The organism is Thiocapsa sp., from assembly GCF_022340925.1.
Lineage (GTDB): Bacteria > Pseudomonadota > Gammaproteobacteria > Chromatiales > Chromatiaceae > Thiocapsa.
Window position 1 is genome coordinate 47,865 of the sequence record NZ_JAJDNA010000005.1, and the last position, 23,285, is coordinate 71,149.

Sequence of the window (23,285 nt, forward strand, 5' to 3'; positions counted from 1 at the left end):
GCGTTACGCTGGCCGTCCCTGCCCGATCGACGCTATCCTCTGCCAGCCTGAGTCAACCTTGCGGCGGTTCGACATGATGCCGGTCAGCCTAACACGGACCCTGGTGCTCTCTCTCATCCTGGTCACGCCGCTCCACGCCCTGGAGGACGAGCCCCTCGGCTCGCGGCCGGATCAAGGCATGGCGGGGGTCAGCGAGCCGGCTATCCCGGAGGCATTGCGGCCTTGGGTGCCCTGGGTCCTGGAGGGCGGCCCCGAGCGACAGGATCGCCGGGCCTGCCCGATCAATCCGGGGGACGGGGAACGGATCTGCGCCTGGCCCGGGCGCCTGGAGCTGGCGCTCGACCCGAGCGGGGGGGGGTTCGTGCAGGCCTGGGAGGTCTTCGCCGAGAGCTGGGTGCCGCTGCCTGGTGACCCCGGCGCCTGGCCACAAAATGTCGTGGCCGGCTCACTTGGTCTGCCGGTGGTCCCGCGCGACGGTCGGCCCGCGGTGAAGCTCGGCCCGGGGGTGCACCGGGTAACCGGTCGCTTCGCCTGGGACCGCCCCCCGGACGCCTTGGCGATCCCGCCGTCGATTGGCCTGGTTGCGCTGGCGCGCGAAGGTCGGGTCGTACCGAATCCTCGGCTCGATCAGGCCAATCGTCTCTGGCTCCGCGATCCTGCCGGGCCCGAGACGGAGGAGATGGGCGATCGCCTTGGCCTGGAGGTCTATCGTCGAATCGAGGACAGCCTGCCGCTCGAGGTCCTGACTCGCCTCGAGCTGGAGGTCTCCGGGCGTGCCCGAGAGGTGCGCCTGGGTCCGGTCCTGCTGCCCGAGGGAATCCCGTTGCGGATCGCCAGTCCACTGCCGGCGCGACTGGCGGACGACGGTGTTCTGCGGGTCCAGGTGCGGCCGGGCCGATGGGTGCTCGAGGTCGCGGCTCATCATCCGGGTGCGGTCGCGGAGCTGTCTCGCGGGGAGGCCGCCGCACCCTGGCCCGAGCAGGAGGTCTGGGCGTTTGCGGCGCGCCCCGAGCTGCGTCGGGTCGAGATCTCCGGCGTCGAGGCCATCGACCCGCGCCAGACCGGCATCCCAGAGGACTGGATGCGCCTCCCGGTCTATCGGGTCGGGCGGGGCGGTGTCCTCGAGCTGGCCGAGGAGGTCCGAGGGGATCCCGATCCGGGGCCGGACCGCCTGCGTCTGGAGCGCCAGCTCTGGCTCGACTTCGACCGTGCGGGTTACAGCGTGCAGGATCGCATCAGCGGCCAATTGTCGCGCGGCTGGCGCCTCGATGCGGGTCCATCGCTCGCGCTTGGGCAGGTGCGGGTCGATGGCCACCCGGTCCTCATCACCCGCCTCGACGACCAGGCACCGCCGGGCGTCGAGGTCAGACGCGGGCGCCTCGATGTGGTCGCCGACGCCCGTCTCGAATCGGCGCCGGGACGTTTGCCGGCCTCGGGATGGGCGCCCGAATTCGAGGATGTGAGCGCGCGGCTGTATCTGCCGCCAGGTTGGGACCTGCTGACCGTCCAGGGCGTCGACAACCTGCCGAACACCTGGGTCGGTCGCTGGAGCCTGCTCGACCTCTTCCTGGTGCTGATCGTCGCCCTCGGCGTCGGCCGACTCTGGGGCTGGGGTTGGGCGCTGCTCGCCCTCGTCGCGCTGGGGCTGGCCTGGCAGACCCCGGGTGCGCCACGCCTCGTCTGGCTGCACCTGCTCGCCGCCGCGGCCTTGCTGCGCCTGATCCCGCTCGCCCCGGCCCGAACCGGACTGCGCCGACTGCGTGCCTTCGTGACCGCCTATTATCGCCTTGCGTTGCTGGCGCTGGTGGTGATCGGACTGCCGTTCCTGGTCACTGAGGTCCGCGACGGGCTCTTCCCGCATCTGGAGCGCCCCTGGGCGAGCCTGGGCGATGGGGGAGCGAGCCGGTCCATGATGGGCGCCCCCGCGCCACCAACGCCAGCGAGCGCGTTCGAGCTGGAGGGTGCGAGCGGTCTGGATGCCGTGTCCAAGCGCGAGCGGATCGGCGACGCCCTCTCCGAGCCCACGGCTGCGGCCCCCGAGGCCGTCGATGTCCTGGACCCCGCGGCACGTCTCCAGACCGGGCCGGGGATCCCGGACTGGCGTTGGAGCAGCTTCGATCTGCGCTGGACCGGGCCGGTCGGCGAGCGTGAGTCGGCAAGACTCTGGCTGCTGACGCCGGCCTGGAACCTGGTCCTGTCGCTCACGGGTTCCGTGCTGCTGGTGCTGCTCGGTCTGCGTCTGGCCGGTCTCATCGGGGCCGTCGGCGCGCCGCGGGCCGGTCTCGCGCTTCTGGCCGCTCTCGGCTTGGGGGCGATGGGCGGCAGCGGGCCGGCCTCGGCCGCGGATCCGCCGGGCCCGGAGCTGCTCCAGGAGCTTCGCGCCCGCCTGCTCGAGCCGCCGGACTGTCTGCCCCACTGCGTCGATCTTCCCCTGATGATCCTCACAGCGGATCCGGACCGGCTGGTCCTGGATCTGACGATCGACGCAGCGGTTGCGGTGGCGGCCCCCATCCCCGGCGGTGCAGGTGGCTGGCTGCCGGTCGATCTGCGTGTGGATGGCGAGGTCGCTGACGGGCTGCGCCGGGGGCAGGGCGGGCAGCTTCTGCTCGCCCTGCCGACCGGCCGGCACCAGGTCAGATTGAGTGGGCCGCTGAGCGGGCGCGATCAGCTCGAGATCCCGCTTCCCATGCCGCCGCGACGGATTGAGTCCGGGGTGGACGGGTGGGACGTCGAGGGCCTGGATGCGACCGGGCGGGCCGGCGGCCAGATCCGACTGGTCCGGACATCCGAGGCGGCGACCCCGGCCGAAGAGCCCCTCGCGCAGGGCGCCCTTCCGCCTCTGCTGCGTGTCGAGCGCACCCTGCGGATGGGGCTCGATTGGCGGGTCGAGACCCGGGTGCACCGTCTCTCGCCGAGCGAGTTTCCGATCCTGATCCCGGTCCCGCTGCTGCCCGGTGAGTCGGTGCAGACGCCGGCCGTCCAGGCCGGGCGCGACACCGTCCTGGCGGACCTGCCGGCTGGGCGCGCTGAGCTGGCTTGGGCCTCGCGTCTCGAGCCGATCCGCGAGCTGCGTCTCAAGGCATCCATGGATCCGCGCTTGAGTGAGGATTGGCGGCTCGACGTGGGTCCGCTCTGGCATCTCGAGCACGCAGGCATCGCCCCGGTCCATCGCCTCGGGCCGGCCGATCGCCGGCTGCCGAATTGGCGGCCGCTGCCCGGTGAGACCCTGGTTCTGCATCTCACCCGGCCACCGGGCGTCCCTGGGCCGACCTTGACCATCGACCGTGCTCAGGTCCGGGTCGAGCCGGGACGCCGCGGGACCCAGTCGACCCTGACCCTGGCGGTCCGCAGCAGCCAGGGGGGCAGCCATGTGATTCGGCTGCCCGACGGGGCCGAGCTGATCGACCTCAACCTCGACGGTCGGAGCCTTCCCCTGCCTGCGACGGCGCCCGATCTGGAGCTGCCCCTGACCCCGGGGGGCGCGCGGGTGGACCTGACCTGGCGCGAGGCGCGGCCCCTGGTGCTCGGCTACCGGCCCAGCCCGCCCGATCTGCGCAGCCCCGCGGTCAACCTGAACCTGTCGCTGCACCTGCCCGACGACCGCTGGGTCCTCTGGACCTGGGGTCCGCGCATCGGGCCGGCCGTCCTCTTCTGGGGGTTGCTCCTGGTCCTGGTCGGGCTGGCCGCGGGTCTGGGCCGGAGCCGCCTGACACCCTTGCGCGTCCACGACTGGCTTCTGCTCGGCGTCGGCCTGATCCTGGCACAGGTCTGGGTGGTGCTGCTGGTCGTCGGCTGGCTGTTCGCGCTCGGCCTGCGCCATCGGGTGGAGCCGCACGCCGGTCCGCCCTGGCGGTTCAACCTGCTGCAGGTGGGTCTCCTGATCCTGACGGTCGTCGCCCTCAGCGGTCTCATCGGGGCCGTCCAGCAGGGCCTGCTGGGCCCGCCCCACATGCAGATCATGGGCAACGGCTCGACCGCCACGACGCTCCAGTGGTACCAGGACCGGGGCGGCCCCAGGCTGCCCGAGGTGTGGGTGCTCTCGGTCCCCATGTGGGTCTACCGCGCGCTCATGCTCGCCTGGGCGCTGTGGCTGGCCATGCGGCTCCTCGACTGGCTTCGCTGGGGCTGGGAAGGTCTCTCCAAGCCGGTGCTCTGGCGCGAGACCCGGCTGGCGGGTCACAGGCCGAGCCCGATGAAACGCGAGCCGCCCCCTGAACCGCTGCCCACCGACACCTGAGCTGTCTCGGATTCAGCACGCGTTTCATCCGGGCTGCGGGTCGAGGATGATGGGTTCAGGCGGGGCGGCGCTGGCCGTCAGAAACCCTCTGTCGAGGTAAAGAGGCCCACCCGCAGGTCCTTTGCGGTGTAGATGGTGCGCCCGTCCACCTGGACAGCGCCGTCGCCGATCCCGAGCACCAGCTTACGGGTGATCACGCGTTTCATGTCGATGTGATAGGTGACCTTGCTCGCGGTCGGGAGCACTTGGCCGGTGAATTTCACCTCGCCGACCCCGAGTGCGCGCCCATGCCCCGGATTGCCTATCCAGGCGAGGTAGAAGCCCACGAGCTGCCAAAGCGCGTCGAGGCCGAGGCAGCCGGGCATGACGGGATCGCCCGGGAAATGGCATTGGAAGAACCAGAGCTCGGGCTTGATATCCAGCTCCGCAAGGATCTCGCCCTTGCCGTTCGCGCCGCCGAAGCTGGCGATCCTCAAGATGCGATCCATCATCAGCATGTTCGGAACGGGCAGCTGGGCATTGCCCGGGCCGAACATTTCGCCATGGCCGCAGGCCAAGAGCGCGTCGCGATCGAAAGAGGCTTCTTTGTGCATGTCGAATGGGTTCTGGGTGGGGTGGGCGACCCTGCGAACGGCCGGCGGGGTCACGGGGTCGCGCGCCCGAGCGGGTGGTCGGACGGCGGGTGTCTCAGCAATGGCGGGCTGGCTGGGCGGGCGATGCGCTCTGTCTGGATCGCGTCGTGCGTCTGGGCAGGCCTCTTCAGGCCGAACGCAGGCGTTCGTGCAGCCAGGCGACGACCTCCTCGATCGGGATCAACCGCGTCTCGCTGTCGGAGCGGCCCTTGTACTCGACCTCTCCCGCGTCGAGCGCCTTGTCTCCGACCACGATGCGATGCGGGATACCGATCAGCTCCATGTCGGCGAACATGACCCCTGCACGGGCGTCTCGATCGTCGAGCAGGACGTCGATGCCCGCCTGCTTCAGGTCGGCATAGAGCTGCTCCGTCGCCTCGCGGACACGATACGACTTGCCGAGCTTCATCGGCAGCAAGGCCACTTGGAAGGGGGCGATGGGGACGGGCCAGCAGATCCCGCGCTCGTCGTGGTGTTGCTCGATCGCGGCAGCGACCACACGCGACACCCCGATTCCGTAACAGCCCATGGTCAGCGTTGTGGCGCGCCCGTCTTCGCCCAGCACGGTGGCCTTCATGGCCTCGCTGTATCTGCGCCCGAGCTGGAAGATGTGCCCGACCTCGATCCCCCGTGCGATTCGCAGACGTCCCGTGCCCATCGGACTGGGATCACGGTCGACCACGTTTCGCAGGTCCGCGACCTCGGGCAGTGGCAGGTCGCGGCCCCAGTTCAAGCCGAACCAATGCCTGCCGTCCCGGTTGGCGCCGGCGCTGAAATCGCCCGTGACCGCTACGCTGCGGTCCACCACGCACGGGATCGGGAGGTCTTTCGGACCGAGCGATCCGGGACCGGCGCCGATCGTCTCGCGGATCTCGGCCTCGTTGGCCATTCGCAGCGGCGAGGCGACCTGGGGCAGCTTCTCGGCCTTGACGGCATTGAGATCATGGTCGCCGCGCACCAGCAGGGCGACCAGGTCGGGCGCGATCTCCGCGGAGGCAGCCACGACCAGGGTCTTGACCGTCCGCTCGATCGGCTGGCCGAATTGCTGCACCAGGTCGGCGATCGTGCGCGCGTTCGGGGTGTCCACCAGGCGTGCCGTCTCGGAAGGCGTCGGGGCGACGTCGGCCAGGGGCAGGGCCTCTGCCAGCTCGACATTGGCTGCGTAATCGCCGGCATCCGAGAAGGCGATGGCGTCCTCGCCGGAATCCGCCAGGACGTGAAACTCGTGCGAGGTGTTGCCGCCGATACTGCCGGTATCGGCCTGAACCGGACGGAAGTCGAGACCGCAACGGGTGAAGATGCGGCTGTAAGTCGCATGCATCTGCCCATAGGTCTCGGCAAGCGAGGCATCGTCCAGATGAAACGAGTAGGCGTCCTTCATGAGGAACTCGCGTGCCCGCATCACGCCGAACCGCGGTCGGATCTCATCGCGGAACTTGGTCTGGATCTGATAGAAATTGACCGGCAGCTGCTTGTAGCTCTTGAGCTCGTTGCGGGCGAGGTCGGTGATGATCTCCTCATGAGTCGGACCGAAACAGAAGTCGCGCTGATGTCGGTCGCGCAGACGCAGGAGCTCGGGTCCATAATGGTCCCAACGGCCGGATTCCTGCCAGAGCTCGGCGGGTTGCACCGCGGGCATCGAAACTTCGAGTGCCCCGGCGCGGTCCATCTCCTCGCGGACGATGGCCTCGACCTTGCGCAGCACCCGCAACCCCATCGGCAGCCAGGTATAGAGGCCGGCCGCCAGCTTGCGGATCATCCCGGCGCGTAACATCAGCCGGTGACTGGCGATCTCCGCGTCGGCGGGGGTCTCTTTGAGGGTTTGGATCGGGAACTGAGACGTGCGCATCGGCGAGGCAGGGAGCAGGTCAAAGGCAGGCAGTGTATTGTTCAACCCATGGCGAGACAACCGCCCGATGGTCGAGCTCGCGGCTGAGGCATCGGACCTGCTCAAGGATTTCGGGTGATCGCGGTGATTCGGGTTTGGAGGTGCCTGCTAGCCCTGAGCCCTTGCGATGCCGGGAGTACTCGGGCGCGGGCCGTAGATCGGTTCGAGCGATGACGATTCAATCTGATCCCTCGAAAGACCTGCCCGAATCGGGCGTTCGGAACCGTCGTACCCAGCGACGCATCGGCGTGCGGATCCCGATCCAGTTGGTCGTGCCCGGGCTGAGCGAGCCGATCACCGCCATGAATCAGGACATCTCCTGGAGCGGCGCACAGTTCATTACATCCTATCCGGGCTCCGAGCTGTCCGGGAGACTTTGCCTCCTGTATCCCTGGAAGTCGGGACATCGGATCTCGGTGGAGGCCGAGGTCGTCCGCGCAGAGCGCCTCGACACTGGCCACTGGCAGGTCTCGGTGCGGTTCGCGAGCCTCTCTCCCAGGAGTCAGTCCAGGCTCGAAAGGCTGCTGAGGATGCTCGATGCACCCGAGCGACCGCCGGATAGCGAATCGGCTGATCTGTTCAGCGGGCTCGAGGTGCGGATCGATGATTCGACCGCGATGAGGGAGGTTCTCGAGCAGGTTGCGGGCGGAAGCCTAACCGTCGTGGTCCTCGAGACGTATGACACGCAACAGAGCCTCCGTCTGGTGATCCGGGGCACCGATGAGATGCCCGCCATCCGCTTGCGGGCGCGTGTGCTCGAGGTCGCCCGGGTCGAGACCGAGATGTTCCCCCTGGGCCGCCTGTTCAGCCTGAAGCTCGGGTTCGAGCACCCGCCGACCGCGCTCAAGGGTATCGTCGATCGCTTGATCGGTCCGCTCCAGGCCGCCTCGCGAGACGCCGAAGCGAGCTCCGCCGGTGCCGGGGATTGGCTGCGGGACCTGCATTTCGCAACTCCGATCGGGGAGCGTCGGGCCATCCGCCGGCAGGACGGAGCACCCCTGTCCGTCTTGGAATCGCGCTATCGCGACAGCCTGAAGGCGCTCGAAGCGGTTTGGGGAGACCCGGATGCGTTCGATGCCTGCCTGCTGGATCTGAGGCTCGCGAGCGAGACCGGCTCGGGAGGGTGGCCCGAGGACGCCTTGGACGAGCTGCGTCTCCTGCAGAGCGTTCATGATGCCGTTTATGGGGCGCCAAGCCGCGCAGAGGGTGTGGCGCATCGCAGCCGCCACCTATGACATCCGGCGGCCTCCAGCCCGCGCATGGGCCGCCAGGAACCTGCTGCGGGTCTCGAGTGCTCAGCGCCGGGATCGCTGTCTTGACCCATCGCGCCGATCACTGTACCGTCAATCCCTTTTCAACCTTTTAGCTGTCCCTCCCCGAGTCGCGGGCCCGCCCCGCGGAGGCCGGAGACCTGTCGGCGGCGCACTCGGGTCCATCCCGGGTCGAGTCGTCGGCACCGGCCGAGTCGCGCCGGCACGATCCGACCTGTTGGAGGGGCCGATTCGGAGGTCACCGAGGTGGCACTGAGTGGAGCGCACGAGCCCGAGTCGGGGCGGCCGGACAAGCGTGGCAAGGAGCTGAGCGGCGCCGAGATCGTCGTCCAGGCGCTCGTCGACGAAGGTGTCGAGTTCGTCTTCGGCTATCCTGGCGGCGCCGTCCTGCACATCTATGATGCACTCTTCAGGCAGGAAGCGGTCAAACACATCCTGGTCCGCCACGAGCAGGGTGCCTCGCATGCGGCGGACGGTTATGCGCGCGCCACCGGGAAGTGCGGCGTCTGCCTGGTGACCTCGGGTCCGGGGGCCACCAACGCGGTCACCGGCATCGCGACCGCGTACATGGACTCCATCCCCATGGTGATCCTCACCGGCCAGGTGCCGACCCCCGTGATCGGTAGCGACGCCTTCCAGGAGGTCGATACCGTCGGCATCACGCGGCCGTGTGTCAAGCACAACTTCCTGGTCAAGGACGTGCGCGAGCTGGCCAGGACCATTCGCAAGGCCTTCTACATCGCGACCACCGGCCGCCCCGGGCCCGTGGTGGTCGACATCCCGAAGGATGTGACGGATCCGAACATCAAGATCCCGTACGAGTACCCGCACGAGATCAAGCTGCGTTCCTACAATCCGGTCCAGAAGGGCCATTCCGGACAGATCCGTAAGGCCGTCGATCTGATCGTCCAGGCCAAGCGGCCGGTCTTTTACACGGGCGGCGGTGTCGTGCTGGGCGAGGCCTCGGCGCAACTGACCGACCTCGTGCGAGCAACCGGGTTTCCCATCACCAGCACGCTGATGGGGCTGGGGGCCTATCCGATGACCGACCCTCAGTTCATCGGCATGCTCGGGATGCATGGCACCTACGAGGCCAACATGGCGATGCACGAGACGGACGTCTTGGTCGCCGTCGGCGCCCGTTTCGACGATCGCGTCACCGGCAAGATCGAGCACTTCTGCCCCCATGCGCAGATCATCCATGTCGACGTCGATCCCTCGTCCATCTCCAAGAACGTGAAGGTGCATGTCCCGATCGTCGGGCAGGTTTCGAATGTGCTGGCAGACATGCTGAAGCTCTATCGTGAGCAGGTGCCGCGCTCGGACGCGCCGCCGCTCCCCGACTGGTGGGCCAAGATCGACGAGTGGCGGGGCATGGACTGTCTGCGCTACGACCGCAGCAGCCTGTCGATCAAGCCGCAATATGCGGTCGAGACACTCTACAAGGTAACCCACGGCGACCTGTATCTGACCTCCGATGTCGGTCAGCATCAGATGTTCGCCGCCCAGTTCTATCCGTTCGACAAGCCGCGGCGTTGGATCAACTCCGGCGGCCTCGGGACCATGGGGTTCGGCCTCCCGGCGGCGATGGGTGTGCAGTTGGCCTTCCCGGATGCCCAGGTGGCTTGTGTCTCGGGAGAGGCCAGCATCCTGATGTGTATCCAGGAGCTTGCCACCTGCCTGCAATATGGCCTGCCGATCAAGGTCATCCTGCTCAACAACGGATACATGGGCATGGTGCGGCAGTGGCAGGAGTTCTTCTACGAAAGCCGCTATTCGCACTCCTATGTGGATGCCCTGCCGGACTTCGTTAAGCTCGCGGAGAGCTTCGGGCACGTCGGCATGCGCGTCGAGCAGCCGGCCGATCTGGAGGCCGCCATGACCGAGGCATTCGGTCTGCGGGACCGCCTCGTGTTCATGGATATCGTCGTGGATCCGACCGAGAACGTCTACCCCATGATCGCGGCCGGCAAGGGGCACCATGAGATGCATCTGGCCCCGAGCCTCTCGGACCGCGAGTTGGCGTGACCCTGACGATTTCGAACGGTAGCGCAGAGACTGAGATATGAGACACATCATCGCCGTTCTGCTGGAGAACGAGGCGGGCGCCCTGTCGCGGGTCGCCGGCCTGTTTTCGGCGCGTGGCTACAACATCGAATCCCTGACTGTTGCCCCGACCGACGACCCGACGCTGTCGCGGATGACCTTGGTCACGACCGGCAACGACGACATCGTCGAGCAGATCAAGAAGCAGTTGAACAAGCTCATCGATACCGTAAAGCTCCTGGACCTCTCCGAGGGCCCGCACATCGAGCGCGAGATGATGATGATCAAGGTGCGTGCCGTGCGGGAGGATCGCGAGGAGATCAAACGTCTGACCGAGATCTTTCGCGCCAAGATCATCGATGTGACGGATACCAGCTATGTCATCGAGCTGACCGGGGCCTCGAAGAAGCTTGACGCCTTCATCGATGCCGTGCCGGAGGGCCTGATCGTCGAGGTCGTCCGCTCGGGCCCGACCGGCATCGCGCGAGGTGACAAGGGTCTGACGGTCTGAGCCGCATCCGGCGCCGGCGCAACAGGCGCTTTCCGGGCATGGCCCGGGCCCTGCCTTTGCCGGCGGACACCCTGGCAGGCGCGGTTCAGGTTTCCGATGTTATCGAGTCAAGCCGCTTAAACGGCAAGATGCCTGGGTTTGTCCATGGGGGGTCTCCGATCAAACGCCGCTTTTCAGTCTCCACGCGTTTCAGCCCCAAGAGTCGTGTAACTACAGCGGCGTGACGGCCTGCCATCCGATTCGGCCGACGCCTGCTCGCTGACCGATCCTTTCTTCATCCCCGCACCTTAGGATCCATCGCAATGACCATCAATGTGTATTACGACAAAGACGCCGACCTCTCACTCATCCAGGGCAAGCAGGTGGCGATCATCGGTTACGGCTCGCAGGGCCATGCCCATGCCAACAACCTGAAGGACTCAGGGGTGTCGGTGGTCGTCGGCCTTCGGCCTGGCTCGGCATCGGCGGCGAAGGCCGCGAACGCCGGGTTGGAGGTCCGGTCGATCGAGGAGGCGGTCAGGGGCGCCGACGTCGTCATGGTGCTCGCCCCGGACGAGCATCAGGCGGCGCTCTACCGCGAGCAGATCGTGCCCAACATCAAGGAAGGTGCGGCACTCGCCTTCGCCCATGGGTTCAACATCCATTTTGGTCAGGTCGTCCCGCGCGAGGACCTCGACGTGATCATGATCGCGCCCAAGGGCCCCGGCCACCTGGTGCGCTCGACCTACACGCAGGGCGGTGGCGTGCCCAGCCTGATTGCGGTCTACCAGGATGCCACCGGGCAGGCGCGCGAGATTGCCTTGGCCTACGCTTCGGCCAACGGCGGCGGACGCGCCGGGATCATCGAGACCAGCTTCCGCGAGGAGTGCGAGACCGACCTGTTCGGCGAGCAGGTGGTGCTGTGCGGGGGGCTGACCTCGCTGATCCAGGCCGGCTTCGAGACCCTTGTCGAGGCAGGTTATGCCCCCGAGATGGCCTATTTCGAGTGCCTGCACGAGGTCAAGCTGATCGTCGACCTCATCTACGAGGGCGGCATCGCCAACATGCGCTATTCCATCTCCAACACCGCCGAGTACGGCGACCTGACCCGCGGTCCCCGCATCATCACGGGCGAGACCAAGGCGGAGATGAAGCGCATCCTCAACGAGATCCAGACCGGCCAGTTCGCCAAGGAGTTCATCCTCGAGAATCAGGCCGGTGCCGCTTCGATGAAGGCCATGCGCCGCCTCGGCGAGCAGCACCAGATCGAGGAGGTCGGCGAGCGCCTGCGCGAGATGATGCCCTGGATCCGCGAGAAGAAGCTGGTCGACAAGTCCCGTAACTGATCGCCCGCACCCCGAGATCCGCCGACGCCGAACGGGCCGCGTGCCGATGCACGCGGCCCTTATCTTGTGAGCGGTTACACGCCGCGACGCCCGATGCCGGGAGATCTAGATTCCGCTGCGCTGGATTAGGCTGGGTTATACGTTCCCCGTCGGGTTGGCTTGCGGCCGCCGTGAGCCGACCTTCCGGCGGCGTTTCAGCTCTTGATGAAGGAGATGAACTCCGACCGGGTGCGCGGATCCGTGTCGAAGGCACCGCGCATGGCGCTGGAGACCGTGCTGCTGCGCTGTTTCTGGACCCCGCGCATCATCATGCAGGTGTGGCTGGCTTCCATGACCACGGCGACGCCGTGTGCGCCGAGGTGCTCCATGAGGGCGTCGGCGACCTGGTTCGTCAGACGTTCCTGGACTTGCAGCCGTCGGGCAAAGACGTCGACCACGCGGGCGACCTTGCTCAACCCGACCACCTTCCCATTCGGAAGATAGCCGACATGGGCGTGGCCGAAGAAGGGCAGCATATGGTGCTCGCACATGGAATAGAACTCGATGTCGCGGACGACCACCATCTCTTTGACGTCTTCCTCGAAGACGGCCTTCTTGATGATCTCTTCGGCGGACATCGAATAGCCGCTGGTTAAGAAGTCCATCGCCTTCGCGACCCTCAAGGGCGTGCGGCGCAGACCCTCTCGATCGGGGTCCTCGCCGATCTCGGTGAGCATGCCCTTGACGAGCGCCTCTTTGCGCTCGTCGTAGACCTCATCCTCGGATTCCGCCTCGAAGCTTGAGGCATAGTGGCTCTGCGCGAAGACTTGGGTGAGCTTCGGTTTCTCTGCCATGGTTCCACCTGGTGTTGCTGGGAATGGGCGGCGAGACGCCGACCTTGGACTTGAACAGACGCTGGTCAGAACAGTGGGGCTGCTTCGGACAAATGGAACCGAGGATCCGCTAAAGGGGGGCGGTCGAACGCCGCCCAACTGGTCAGCAGCAAGCGCATTGGTTAGAATTTAGCAGTCGCTGATGTATTCCGCCCCTGGAACGAATCAGCTCGCGATTCGAGGACGGGTGTTCCGGATCGCCTCGGGTTCAGGCGCTTGCGGGCCTTGAAACGACGACACATCCGTGTGCCGAGGGAAATGCTGCATTGGCCAGCCTCGTCTCATCGCTTGGCACGTCGGCGTCTTTGGATCTGCGGACAAAAGGCCATGTCCAACCAGCCGATCGATCCAGCCCGCCTGCGCGTCGCCTGTCCACGGCGGCGCGCCTGTGCCTCGAGTCCCTCCGTCGGTTGCGATCCATAAGCCTCGGTCAAACCCCGTACCCGCCCAGCTCCAATCGATTCGCTCGATCGGAGCGCGCCGGCAGAGCCAGGGCGACGCGATCTCGCGAACCCGTGTCCTCGCTCCTCGCCCCAACAGGCCGCGCGCTCCGCAGCCCCCGGAGAATCCGTCATGTGTGGTATCTGCGGTGAGATCCGCTTCGACGACAGCCCGATCGATCTGGGCGCCTTGAGCGCGATGAGCGCGGCCATCATCCCCCGCGGCCCCGATGGCGATGGCATCTGGCAGCAGGGTCGGGTCGCGCTCGCCCATCGGCGCCTGTCGATCATCGATCTGAGCAATCACGCCGCACAGCCGATGGTGGACAGCGAGCTGGGCCTCTCGATTGCCTTCAACGGTTGCATCTACAACTACCAGGAGCTGCGGGCCGAGTTGGAGGGGCAGGGTTACCGATTCTTCTCGCACGGCGATACGGAGGTCGTCCTCAAGGCCTTTCATGCCTGGGGGGCCCGTTGTGTGGATCGCTTCCACGGCATGTTCGCCTTCGCCGTCACGGAACGGGACTCCGGTCGCCTGACGCTGGTGCGTGACCGCCTCGGCATCAAGCCGCTCTACTACGCGGAGGTGCCGGGGGGGCTGCGATTTGCCTCCACCCTGCCCGCCCTGATCGCGGCAGGCAGGGTCTCGACCGACATCGATCCGGTGGCGCTGCACTACTACATGCATTTCCACGCGGTGGTGCCGGCGCCGCACACCATACTGAGCGGTGTCCGCAAGCTCCCTCCGGCGACCATCCGCACGATCGAGCCGAACGGTCGGCAGCACGACCATTGCTACTGGGATCTCTCCTTCGCGACGACGCCGGAGGAGCGAGCGCTCTCCTTCGAGGATTGGCAGGAGCGGGTCCTCGACGGTCTGCGTAAGGCGGTCGCGCGCCGGCTGGTGGCGGACGTCGACGTCGGCGTCCTGCTGTCCGGCGGCCTGGATTCCAGTCTCATCGTGGCCCTCCTGGCGGAGCAGGGCCAGCGCGGTATCAATACCTTCTCGGTCGGCTTCGAGACCGTCGGGTCCGAGGTCGGGGACGAGTTTCAGTACTCGGACATCATTGCTGAGGCCTTCGGGACCCGACACCACAAGATTCGGGTCGACTCGGCGTCGCGACTTCTGCCTGAGCTCCCAAATTGCGTGCGCGCCATGGCCGAGCCCATGGTGAGTCATGATGTCATCGGCTTCTACCTGCTTTCGCAGGAGGTGGCCAAGCACGTCAAGGTCGTGCAGAGCGGGCAGGGCGCTGACGAGGTCTTCGCGGGCTATCATTGGTATCCGCCCATGGCCGGAAGCGAGGCGCCGGTCGCCGACTATGCCCGGGCCTTCTGTGATCGGACGCACGATGAGTTTCGCCGTGCGGCCGACCCCCGGTTCCACGGCGAGGACGAGAGCCGTGCCTTCATTGCGCGACATTTCGCCCGTGCTGGCGCCGATGCGCCCGTGGACAAGGCACTGCGGCTCGATCAGCAGATCATGCTGGTCGACGACCCGGTCAAGCGCGTCGACAATATGACGATGGCCTGGGGCCTGGAGGCGCGCGTGCCCTTTCTCGACCACGAGCTGGTCGAGTTGGCCGCGCGCATGCCCGATGAGCACAAGCTTTGCGACGATGGAAAATGCGTGCTCAAGGCAATCGGCCGGCGGCTGATCCCGAGCTCGGTCATCGATCGACCGAAGGGCTACTTCCCGGTGCCCGCCCTCAAATACCTGCGCGGGGAGGTGTTGACGACCGTGCGGGATCTGCTGCACTCGCCGCGCGCCCGCGACCGCGGTCTATTCCAGGCGGCCTATGTGGAGGAGCTGCTGACGGCGCCGGACCAGCACATCACCCCGCTGCGGGGATCCAAATTGTGGCAGGTCGCCTTGTTGGAGATGTGGCTTCAGGAACAAGGGGTCTGATTCTCATGAACAGAGACCGAGTCCATCAACGTCTCGAGCGCAGTCGCGCCCCTTCGCTCAAGAACTGGGACCGCCGGCCACGGGCCGATCAGGCTTTGGAGCGGCCAGCGGTCGTCGACTGCGGCTGGGGGCGGCTACTCTTCGGCCAGACCTTCGCCGATCCCGAGGCACTGGCGGAAACGCTTCGGGAGGAGCGGCCCGGGACGCGCGACGTCGCGCTCTATCTGAGCGATCCGCATGTGGTGCTGTCCTATGCGCCCCAGGATCTCTTCCTGGATCCGTCCCATACCTTTCGCCTCTGGCTCGAGCGCTATCAGTGCTCGCCGCGGCGCCCGAAAGGATTTCATGTCCGCCTGCTCAACAGCCGCCAGGATGCCGAGGCGATCCATCGGCTCTATACGGCTCGCCGGATGGTGCCGCCCACTCCGGACTTCGTCTGGGGCCATCGCACGTCCAAGGTGCTGAGCTATTGGGTGGCGGAGGACGAGCAGGATGGCATGATCGTCGGGGCCGTCACCGGGGTGGACCACGTCGCGGCCTTCGACGACCCGGAGAACGGGGCGAGTCTCTGGGCGCTGGCCGTCGATGCCCAGGCACCCTATCCGGGCATCGGGGATGCGCTGGTCCGACAGGTGATCGAGTATTACCAGGCGCGTGGACGCGGGTTCCTGGACCTCTCGGTGATCCACGACAACACCCGTGCGATTCGGCTCTACCGCAAGCTCGGCTTCGAGCGGATCCCCGCCTTTGCTCTCAAGAACAAGAACGCCTATAACGAGCCGTTGTTCATCGGACGGCAGCCGGAGGCCAGGCTCAACCCCTACGCCACCATCATCGTGAACGAGGCGCGACGCCGCGGGATCGGCATCGAGGTCCTGGATGCCGAGGCCGGCTATTTCGCCCTGGTGCTCGGGGGTCGCCGCATCGTCTGCCGCGAGAGCCTGAGTGAGCTCACCAGCGCGGTGGCCATGAGCCGCTGCGACGACAAGTCGGTGACGCACCGTCTGCTGCGACGGGCCGGCCTGCGGGTCCCGGAGCAGACCCGCTTCGAGGCCCTCGATCAGGCCGAGGCGTTTCTCTCCAGGCTGGGCCGTCTGGTGGTCAAGCCGGCGCGCGGCGAGCAGGGGGTGGGGATCAGTGTCGACGTACGGGATCCGGAGATCCTGGAGCGGGCGATCGCCGCTGCCCGGCGGGTGTGCGAGCAGGTGATCCTGGAGGAGTACGTTGCGGGTGACGACCTGCGGATCGTCGTCATCGACTGCAAGGTCGTCGCGGCGGCGATCCGAAGGCCGGCCCATGTGACGGGCACCGGCCAACACAGGATCCGCGACCTGATCCAAGCCCAGAGCCGCCGCCGACGCGCGGCGACCGGGGGTGAGAGCGCCATCCCGATGGACGACGAGACCCGGCGCTGCGTCCAAGAGGCAGGCTATGACCTGGAGACGACCCTCCCGGAGGGCGTGTCGCTGCAGGTGCGCAAGACTGCCAATCTGCATACCGGGGGAACGATCCATGACGTCACCGCGGAACTGAGCCCCGTCTTGGCCGAGGCGGCGGTCGCGGCAGCCCGGGCCCTCGCGATCCCGGTCACCGGACTGGATTTTCTTGTGCCTTCGGTCAGTGGCACCGACTATGTCATCATCGAGGCGAACGAACGACCCGGCCTGGCGAACCACGAGCCGCAACCGACCGCCGAGCGCTTCGTCGACCTCCTGTTCCCACAGACTGCCGCCCGGGAGTAGAGCTATTGAAGCTGCCGACGATCGATGGCCGATACCTGGTTGAAATCCTGCTGAAGCTGCTGTACACCCCCAGCCCGTCCGGATATACGGATCGTGTCGTCCATCTCGTCTGTGAGGAGCTCGAACGGCTCGAGGTGGCCTTTGAGCTAACGCGCCGCGGGACCATCCGTGCCAACCTGAAGGGCGAGGTCTCCCAGCCGGATCGGGCGCTCGTTGCTCATGTCGACACGCTCGGGGCGATGGTGAAGTCGCTCAAGGAGAACGGCCGTCTGCAACTGGTCCCGGTGGGCCATTGGAACGCCCGCTTTGCCGAGGGTGCGCGCGGTACCCTCTTCACCGACACCTGCCAATGGCGGGGGACCATTCTGCCGCTGAAGGCCTCCGGCCACACCTTCGCCCCCGAGATCGACAACCAGCCGGGGGGCTGGGACTTCGTGGAGTTTCGGGTCGATGCACAGGTGAGCAATGTCGCCGATCTTCTGCGGCTCGGTGTCCATGTCGGCGATTTCCTGGCCATCGACGCCAATCCGGAGATCACCGACACGGGCTTCATCAATTCCCGTCATCTCGACGACAAGGCCGGGACAGCGGTCCTGCTGGCGGCGATCGAGGCGGTCCGGCGCGAAGGGCTCGATCTGCCGGTGGACTGCCATCCGATCTTCACCGTCTCCGAGGAGGTCGGCTCCGGGGCGTCCGCCGCCCTCCATCAGGACGTCGCCGAGATGCTCACCATCGACAACGGCACGACGGCCCCCGGGCAGAACTCGAGCGAGTTCGGCGTGACCATCGCCATGGCGGACGAGGTCGGTCCGTTTGACTATCACCTCACCCATCGCATCATCCAGCTCTGTCAGGAGTTCGGGATCCCGCACCAACGTGACGTCTTCAAGTACTATCGCTCGGACAGCGCGGCGGCGCTGACTGCGGGCAATGACGTGCGCACCGCACTGGTGACCTTCGGGATCGACGCCTCGCACGGCTACGAGCGGATCCATCTCGACGCGCTGGAGTCTTTGGCTAAGCTGGTCACGGTCTACATGCAGGGACCGCCCCTTTACCGCCGGGATCGCTACGAGATCGGCCCGCGCGCCGGCTTTCCGATTCAGCCAGGGTGAGCGCAGTTCCGACCGACCGAGACGATGCTCCAGGCCCTGACCCTGATCCTGCTCTGTCAGCTCGTCGGCGAGACCACCGTGCTGCTCGCCGGTCTGCCGATCCCCGGCCCCGTGCTGGGAATGCTGCTCCTGCTCGGTTGGCTGTTCCTGCGCGGCGGCGTGTCCGATGACGTCGGACATACCGCCGACGCCCTGCTTGCGCACTTTTCGTTGTTGTTCGTTCCCGCCGGGGTCGGCGTGATGCTCCATTGGGAGCGGATTCAAGGTCAGTGGTTGGCGATCGCGACGTCACTCGTCCTGGGGACCCTGGTCACGCTCGCGGCGACCGCCCTGACGATGGTCGGGGTGCGCCGGCTGATGTCGATGGGTCTGACGCGCCGGAGCAAGGTCGATGACTGAGACCCCGTTGACGCAGATCTGGGTCTATCTTGCGGCCTCGCCACTCTTGTGGCTGTCGGCGACGCTGGTGTGCTACCTCTTGGCCGACCGGCTCTATCGCCTCGGCCGCGGAAATCCCCTCTTGAACCCGGTCGGGATCGCGGTGGCCCTGTTGATCGCCATCTTGGTGGCCACGGACACCCCTTATGGGGTCTATTTCGATGGTGCACAGTTCGTCCATTTTCTGCTCGGTCCAGCCACCGTCTCACTGGCCATCCCCCTCTATCGCCAGCGCGCGCGTCTGGGTGCCCTGGCGCTGCCGATCGGTGCCGCCCTCCTGGCCGGCGTGCTCACTGCGAGCTTGAGTGCCGTCGGCCTCGCCGCCTTGCTCGGTGCCGACGTCGCGACTCAGGTGTCCCTGGCCCCCAAGTCGGTGACCGCCCCTGTCGCCATGGGGATCTCCGAGAAGCTGGGCGGGATCCCTTCGCTCACCGCGGTGCTGGTGGTCAGCACCGGGATCGTGGGGGCGGTCTTCGGAACCGGACTCCTGCGGCTGTTGGGTATCCGCGACGATGCAGTCAAGGGCATCGCCATGGGGGCGACCTCGCATGGGATCGGGACCGCGCGTGCGTTCCAGGTCAGTGCGACCATGGGCGCCTTCTCGGGTCTGGCGATGGCCCTCTCGGCCTTCCTGACCGCCACGCTGCTGCCGTCGTTGCTGACCTGGGTGGGCTTGGTCGGCGAGTGATCGGGCGCGGAGCCAGACGTGATCAGCGATTGGCTATCCGCAGGGCGGGGAGCGCCGGTATTTGACCGGGTCGGGCGGCGGAGCTGTCATCCGGGTACCCTGCCCGCTGGGAAGCGCTGCCTCTTGCGGTGAATCCCCAGGTTGCCCGCGTCGCGGCGCCGTGCACGGCACGGCGCGCGGGGCGAGAGGTCCCTTTCCGCGCTGTCAGGGGCTATTTTTTCTCCAGCGTGTCCATCTTCAGGACACTGTAGGCGGGGCATGTGCGCAGGAAGGCCGTCACAAGCAGGACCACGCCGATCAGACCGAGCCAGCTCTGGGCGTAAACACCCCAAAATGCGATCACGACGCCGGCGACCAAGCGGATTTTGCGATCGTACTCGCCGATGTTCTTCGAGAATTCCATAAGAAGCTCCTCTTGCACGATTGTTCGGGTGAATTGTCCGATGCCGGTCCACTCAAACGACGGGCGGGCTGGATCGATGAGACTGCTCCGTGACAATGTCACGCGCCGTAACCATACACGGGTGATGGTTTATATGAAAGCCCGCCGACTGATCGGGCGAGCGACCATGCCGATCGCCGTGGCAGCGCTAACGCAAGGTGCGACACGGCTTCCGGCCCATTGGTCGAAGGTCGGGCGCGCGCAGTCTGATGGGGACGCGGCGCCGGGGCGACCTTGACCGTGCCCGGTCAATCCGTTTGCTGATAATACTTCGCGAGATCCGTCTCCTTCAGACGGGTGAGCATATCGCGGGGGAACATGCTCATGAGCTCCCAGGCGAGGTTGAGTGTGGCCTCGATGGAGCGGTCTTCGGCATCGCCTTGGCCGACGAAGCGTTCATCGAACGCATCGGCGAAGGCAAGATAGCGGCGGTCGCGTTCGGAGAGCTCGTCGGCGCCGATGATGGAGGCAAGGTTGCGGGTCTCCTGCGCACGCGCATAGAGGGCGTAGATCTGGGCGGCGACGCGGGGATGATCCTCGCGCGTGTCGTCTTTGCCGATCCCGTCCTTCATGAGGCGGGACAGGCTCGGGGAGATATGGACCGGCGGATAGATGCCCTGGTTGTGCAGCTCGCGCGATAGCACGATCTGCCCCTCGGTGATGTAGCCGGTCAGGTCCGGGATGGGGTGAGTGATGTCGTCGGAGGGCATCGAGACCACGGGCATCATGGTGATGGAGCCGTGGCGGTCGTGGATGCGCCCGCAGCGCTCGTAGATCTCGGCGAGGTCGGAATAGAGGTAGCCCGGGTAGCCTTTGCGCGCAGGGACGTCGCCCTTCGCCGTCGCGACCTCGCGCAGCGCCTCGGCATAATTGGTCATATCCGTGAGGATGACCAGGACATGACGGTCGAGGTCATAGGCCAGGTACTCGGCGGCGGTCAGCGCGGTGCGCGGGAGGGTGAGACGCTCGACCGGCGGGTCGTCGGCCAGGTTGACGAACATCACCACATTGCGCAGCACGCCCGAGCTCGCGAACTCGTCCCGGAAGAACTTGGCGTCGGAATAGGAGACGCCCATCGCGGCGAAGACCACCGAGAAGCTTGATTCCTGGTCAACCAGCTTCGCCTGCCGCCCGATCTGGGCCGCCAGGCGGTTGTGCGGGAGTCCCGAGCCCGAGAAGATCGGCAGCTTCTGTCCGCGCACCAGGCTGTTCAGCCCGTCGATGGTGGAGATCCCGGTCTGAATGAATTCGCGTGGATAGGTGCGTGCGGCTGGGTTGATGGCGGACCCGCCGACCGGGCGGCGGATGCTCGACAGGACCGGGGGGCGACCGTCGCGCGGGACGCCCAGCCCATTGAACTCACGCCCGAGAATCTCGGGAGACAGTGCGATCTCGACCGGCTCATCGAGGAAACGCACCCAGGTGTTCTCCAAGTCGAGGTCGTCCGTGCCCTCGAAGACCAGGATCAGGACCTCGTTGTCGGCGCTTCGGATGACCTGCCCATTGCGGATTTGGCCGCCATGGTCGGTGATTTGCACACGGTCGCCGAAGGCGACCGCCGATGTGTCCTTGACAAGCAGCAGCCCGCCCCGGGCCTCGACAGTCGTGCGATATTCTTTGATGCTCATTCAACCGCGTCCAGCATGCTCTTCATTGGTGTCATATCGATTCGACCTCGTATCGGTCCACGACTGCCGTCTTTCACCCCGGACGGCGCTCACGGAGACCCTGATCCATTGGCCATCCTGGTCATAGTCGGCATCCCCCTGGGCGACTGAAGGGGACCTTGAGAAATCGCATTCTCCGCAATCCCGCAAGACGCAAAGCGAACGTGCGATTTCCGCTTTGCTTCATGATCGGTCGCTTAGGTGACTGAAAATGGGCCGCCCCCCGCCGGCGCAATAGATCGGCCTCAAGTCCGACAGGCTCCTAGACCTGCTCACCGTGTTTGGCGTACTCCATCCGCACGGACTCCATGGCCTGATCGACTTCGGCGCGGAAGGCGTGGACCTGGTCGATCTGCTCGCTCGAGTACAGCGACTTCAGGCGTCGCATCTTGGCCATCAGCGGGAGCTGTTGCAGCTCCGAGACCGGGACGCCTAGCTTGATCAGCGCGGCGCCGCGTTTGTAGATGGTGATCGCGAGGTCGATCAAGGCGTATTGCTTTTCGGGTGAGCAGAAGGTGTCGATCTCGTCCAGCGCACTCTGCTGCAACACGCCCTCCTTGATGAGCGACGCGCCCTCGAGCTCCCAGCGCTGTGCGTCGGAAAGCGCCTCGGGTCCGACCAGGTTGACGATGCGCGAGAGCTCGGCGTCACGGGCGAGGAGGGCGAGTGCGGCGGTCCGGCGTTTTTCCCAATCCGGGTCGACCTCCTTGTGCCACCACTCGCCAGCGGTGCGAACGTGCTTGGAGAAGCTGGTCACCCAGTCGATCGAGGGATAGTGGCGTGCATCGGCGAGCTCCTTGGAGAGCGCCCAGAAGGTCTCGATGATGTCCTTGGTGTGGCTGGTGACCGGCTCGGAGAAGTCGCCGCCGGGGGGCGAGACCGCGCCGATCAGGGTGACCGATCCCGAGCCGGCGCCATACGTCTCGACGCGCCCGGCGCGCTCGTAGACCGCCGCGAGACGGGAGGCCAGATAGGCGGGATAGCCTTCCTCGACCGGCATCTGGCCGAGCCGCCCCGAGACTTCGCGCAGGGCCTCGGCCCAGCGGCTGGTCGAATCGGCCAGCATCACCACGTCATAGCCCATGTCGCGGTAATACTCCGCCATGGTGATCCCGACATAGATGGATGCCTCGCGGGCTACCACCGGCATGTTCGAGGTATTGGCGACCAGCAGGGTGCGCTCCATGAGCTTGCGGCCCGTATAGGGGTCGTCCAGCTCGGGGAAGCTCTCGAGCACGTCCACCAGCTCGTTGCCGCGCTCGCCGCAGCCCACATAGATCACGATGTCGGCATTCGACCAGCGTGCGATCTGCTGTTGGACAACGGTCTTGCCGGCACCGAAGGGTCCGGGTACGGCGCCCTTACCGCCCTTGAGCTGCGGAAAGAAGGTGTCGATCACCCGTTGCCCCGTGATCAGCGGCGACACGCCGTCATCACGCCGCAGATAGGGGCGAGGCTTACGCACCGGCCAGCGTTGATACATGCTCAGGCGATGGCTGATGCCGCGCTGATCGCGCACGCGGGCAATGGTCGATTCGATGTCGTACGCACCCGCGGGCGCCACCTCCAGGAGCTCGCCCTCCACGCCGGGCGGGACCATGATCCGATGCACGATGGTCTCGGTCTCCTGCACGGTGCCCAGGATGGTCCCCGGACCGATCCTCGCGCCCGGGCTGAGCTCCCGATTGGGCTCGAGCTCCCACTCGCGGGCGCGGTCGAGCGCCGGTACTGAAATGCCTCGGCGGATATAGTCGCCTGACTCCAAAGCGATCTTTTCGAGCGGACGCTGCACGCCGTCGAAGATACCGCCCATCAGGCCCGGCCCCAGCTCGACCGAGAGGGGCCAACCCAGCCCCAGCGCAGGCTCTCCGGGCCGCACCCCGTCAGTGGATTCGTAGGTCTGAACGACTGCCCGCTCACCACGGAGCGAGATCACCTCGCCGAAGAGACCCAGCTCCCCGATCTTGACCTGCTCGCCGCTGCGCACTCCCGGCAGCTCGACGGTGACAATCGGACCGTTGATGTCACGGATGACGCCGATTCTCTTGCTTTCACTCATGGT

Annotated in this window: 16 protein-coding genes; 10 read left to right on the forward strand and 6 right to left on the reverse strand. The window is 66.4% G+C overall.

What is annotated here, in order from left to right:
• Positions 1-73 precede the first annotated feature (73 nt).
• A complete protein-coding gene (locus LJE61_RS00825) occupies positions 74-4,237 on the forward strand; it encodes a hypothetical protein (RefSeq protein ID WP_296917113.1) in 4,164 nt (1,387 codons plus the stop codon).
• 77 nt (positions 4,238-4,314) lie between these two features.
• On the opposite strand, the gene fabA is transcribed toward LJE61_RS00825, so the two are convergent.
• Together fabA and LJE61_RS00835 are read right to left on the reverse strand one after the other, a co-directional pair.
• Positions 4,315-4,830, reverse strand: a complete 516-nt coding sequence (fabA, locus tag LJE61_RS00830; protein WP_296911700.1) for a 3-hydroxyacyl-[acyl-carrier-protein] dehydratase FabA — start codon at positions 4,828-4,830, stop codon at positions 4,315-4,317.
• A gap of 166 nt (positions 4,831-4,996) precedes the next feature.
• Positions 4,997-6,718, reverse strand: a complete 1,722-nt coding sequence (locus tag LJE61_RS00835; RefSeq protein WP_296911702.1) for a proline--tRNA ligase — start codon at positions 6,716-6,718, stop codon at positions 4,997-4,999.
• A gap of 209 nt (positions 6,719-6,927) precedes the next feature.
• Between LJE61_RS00835 and LJE61_RS00840 the strand changes: the two genes are divergently transcribed.
• The 4 genes from LJE61_RS00840 (at position 6,928) to ilvC (ending at position 11,910) form a co-directional block, all read left to right on the forward strand.
• Positions 6,928-7,992: a PilZ domain-containing protein gene (locus LJE61_RS00840; protein ID WP_296911704.1), complete on the forward strand. Its 1,065-nt coding sequence runs from the start codon at positions 6,928-6,930 to the stop codon at positions 7,990-7,992.
• 282 nt (positions 7,993-8,274) lie between these two features.
• Positions 8,275-10,056, forward strand: coding sequence for an acetolactate synthase 3 large subunit (locus LJE61_RS00845; protein WP_296911706.1), 1,782 nt, complete (start codon positions 8,275-8,277; stop codon positions 10,054-10,056).
• 37 nt (positions 10,057-10,093) lie between these two features.
• The gene (gene ilvN, locus LJE61_RS00850; protein WP_296911708.1) at positions 10,094-10,585 is read left to right on the forward strand and encodes an acetolactate synthase small subunit; all 492 of its coding nucleotides are present in this window, start codon (positions 10,094-10,096) and stop codon (positions 10,583-10,585) included.
• Positions 10,586-10,893: 308 nt separating this feature from the next.
• Positions 10,894-11,910, forward strand: coding sequence for a ketol-acid reductoisomerase (gene ilvC, locus LJE61_RS00855; RefSeq protein ID WP_296911710.1), 1,017 nt, complete (start codon positions 10,894-10,896; stop codon positions 11,908-11,910).
• Positions 11,911-12,104: 194 nt separating this feature from the next.
• Here ilvC and folE read toward each other — a convergent pair whose 3' ends face one another.
• Entirely contained in the window at positions 12,105-12,743 is a 639-nt protein-coding gene (gene folE, locus LJE61_RS00860; protein ID WP_296917115.1) for a GTP cyclohydrolase I FolE, read from the reverse strand.
• A 612-nt stretch (positions 12,744-13,355) separates the two neighbouring features.
• Between folE and LJE61_RS00865 the strand changes: the two genes are divergently transcribed.
• From LJE61_RS00865 to LJE61_RS00885, 5 genes are read left to right on the forward strand one after another with little or no spacing between them, the layout of a single operon-like run.
• Positions 13,356-15,131: an N-acetylglutaminylglutamine amidotransferase gene (locus LJE61_RS00865; protein WP_296914271.1), complete on the forward strand. Its 1,776-nt coding sequence runs from the start codon at positions 13,356-13,358 to the stop codon at positions 15,129-15,131.
• A gap of 5 nt (positions 15,132-15,136) precedes the next feature.
• Positions 15,137-16,873, forward strand: a complete 1,737-nt coding sequence (ngg, locus tag LJE61_RS00870) for an N-acetylglutaminylglutamine synthetase (RefSeq protein WP_296917117.1) — start codon at positions 15,137-15,139, stop codon at positions 16,871-16,873.
• Between the two features lie 5 nt (positions 16,874-16,878).
• Positions 16,879-17,988 (forward strand): osmoprotectant NAGGN system M42 family peptidase, encoded by a 1,110-nt coding sequence (locus LJE61_RS00875; RefSeq protein ID WP_296914277.1) that lies wholly within the window; start codon positions 16,879-16,881, stop codon positions 17,986-17,988.
• Positions 17,989-18,012: 24 nt separating this feature from the next.
• Positions 18,013-18,387 (forward strand): CidA/LrgA family protein, encoded by a 375-nt coding sequence (locus LJE61_RS00880; RefSeq protein ID WP_296914280.1) that lies wholly within the window; start codon positions 18,013-18,015, stop codon positions 18,385-18,387.
• Complete coding sequence (locus LJE61_RS00885; protein ID WP_296914284.1) at positions 18,380-19,114, forward strand: LrgB family protein; 735 nt, start codon at positions 18,380-18,382, stop codon at positions 19,112-19,114. The genes LJE61_RS00880 and LJE61_RS00885 overlap by 8 nt, the downstream gene beginning before the upstream one ends.
• 211 nt (positions 19,115-19,325) lie before the next feature.
• On the opposite strand, the gene LJE61_RS00890 is transcribed toward LJE61_RS00885, so the two are convergent.
• From LJE61_RS00890 to LJE61_RS00900, 3 genes are all read right to left on the reverse strand, one after another.
• Positions 19,326-19,517, reverse strand: a complete 192-nt coding sequence (locus LJE61_RS00890) for a YgaP family membrane protein (RefSeq protein ID WP_296914286.1) — start codon at positions 19,515-19,517, stop codon at positions 19,326-19,328.
• A 287-nt stretch (positions 19,518-19,804) separates the two neighbouring features.
• Entirely contained in the window at positions 19,805-21,184 is a 1,380-nt protein-coding gene (locus tag LJE61_RS00895; protein WP_296914289.1) for a V-type ATP synthase subunit B, read from the reverse strand.
• Positions 21,185-21,485: 301 nt separating this feature from the next.
• Positions 21,486-23,282, reverse strand: coding sequence for a V-type ATP synthase subunit A (locus LJE61_RS00900; RefSeq protein WP_296914291.1), 1,797 nt, complete (start codon positions 23,280-23,282; stop codon positions 21,486-21,488).
• Between the last annotated feature and the right edge of the window lie 3 nt (positions 23,283-23,285).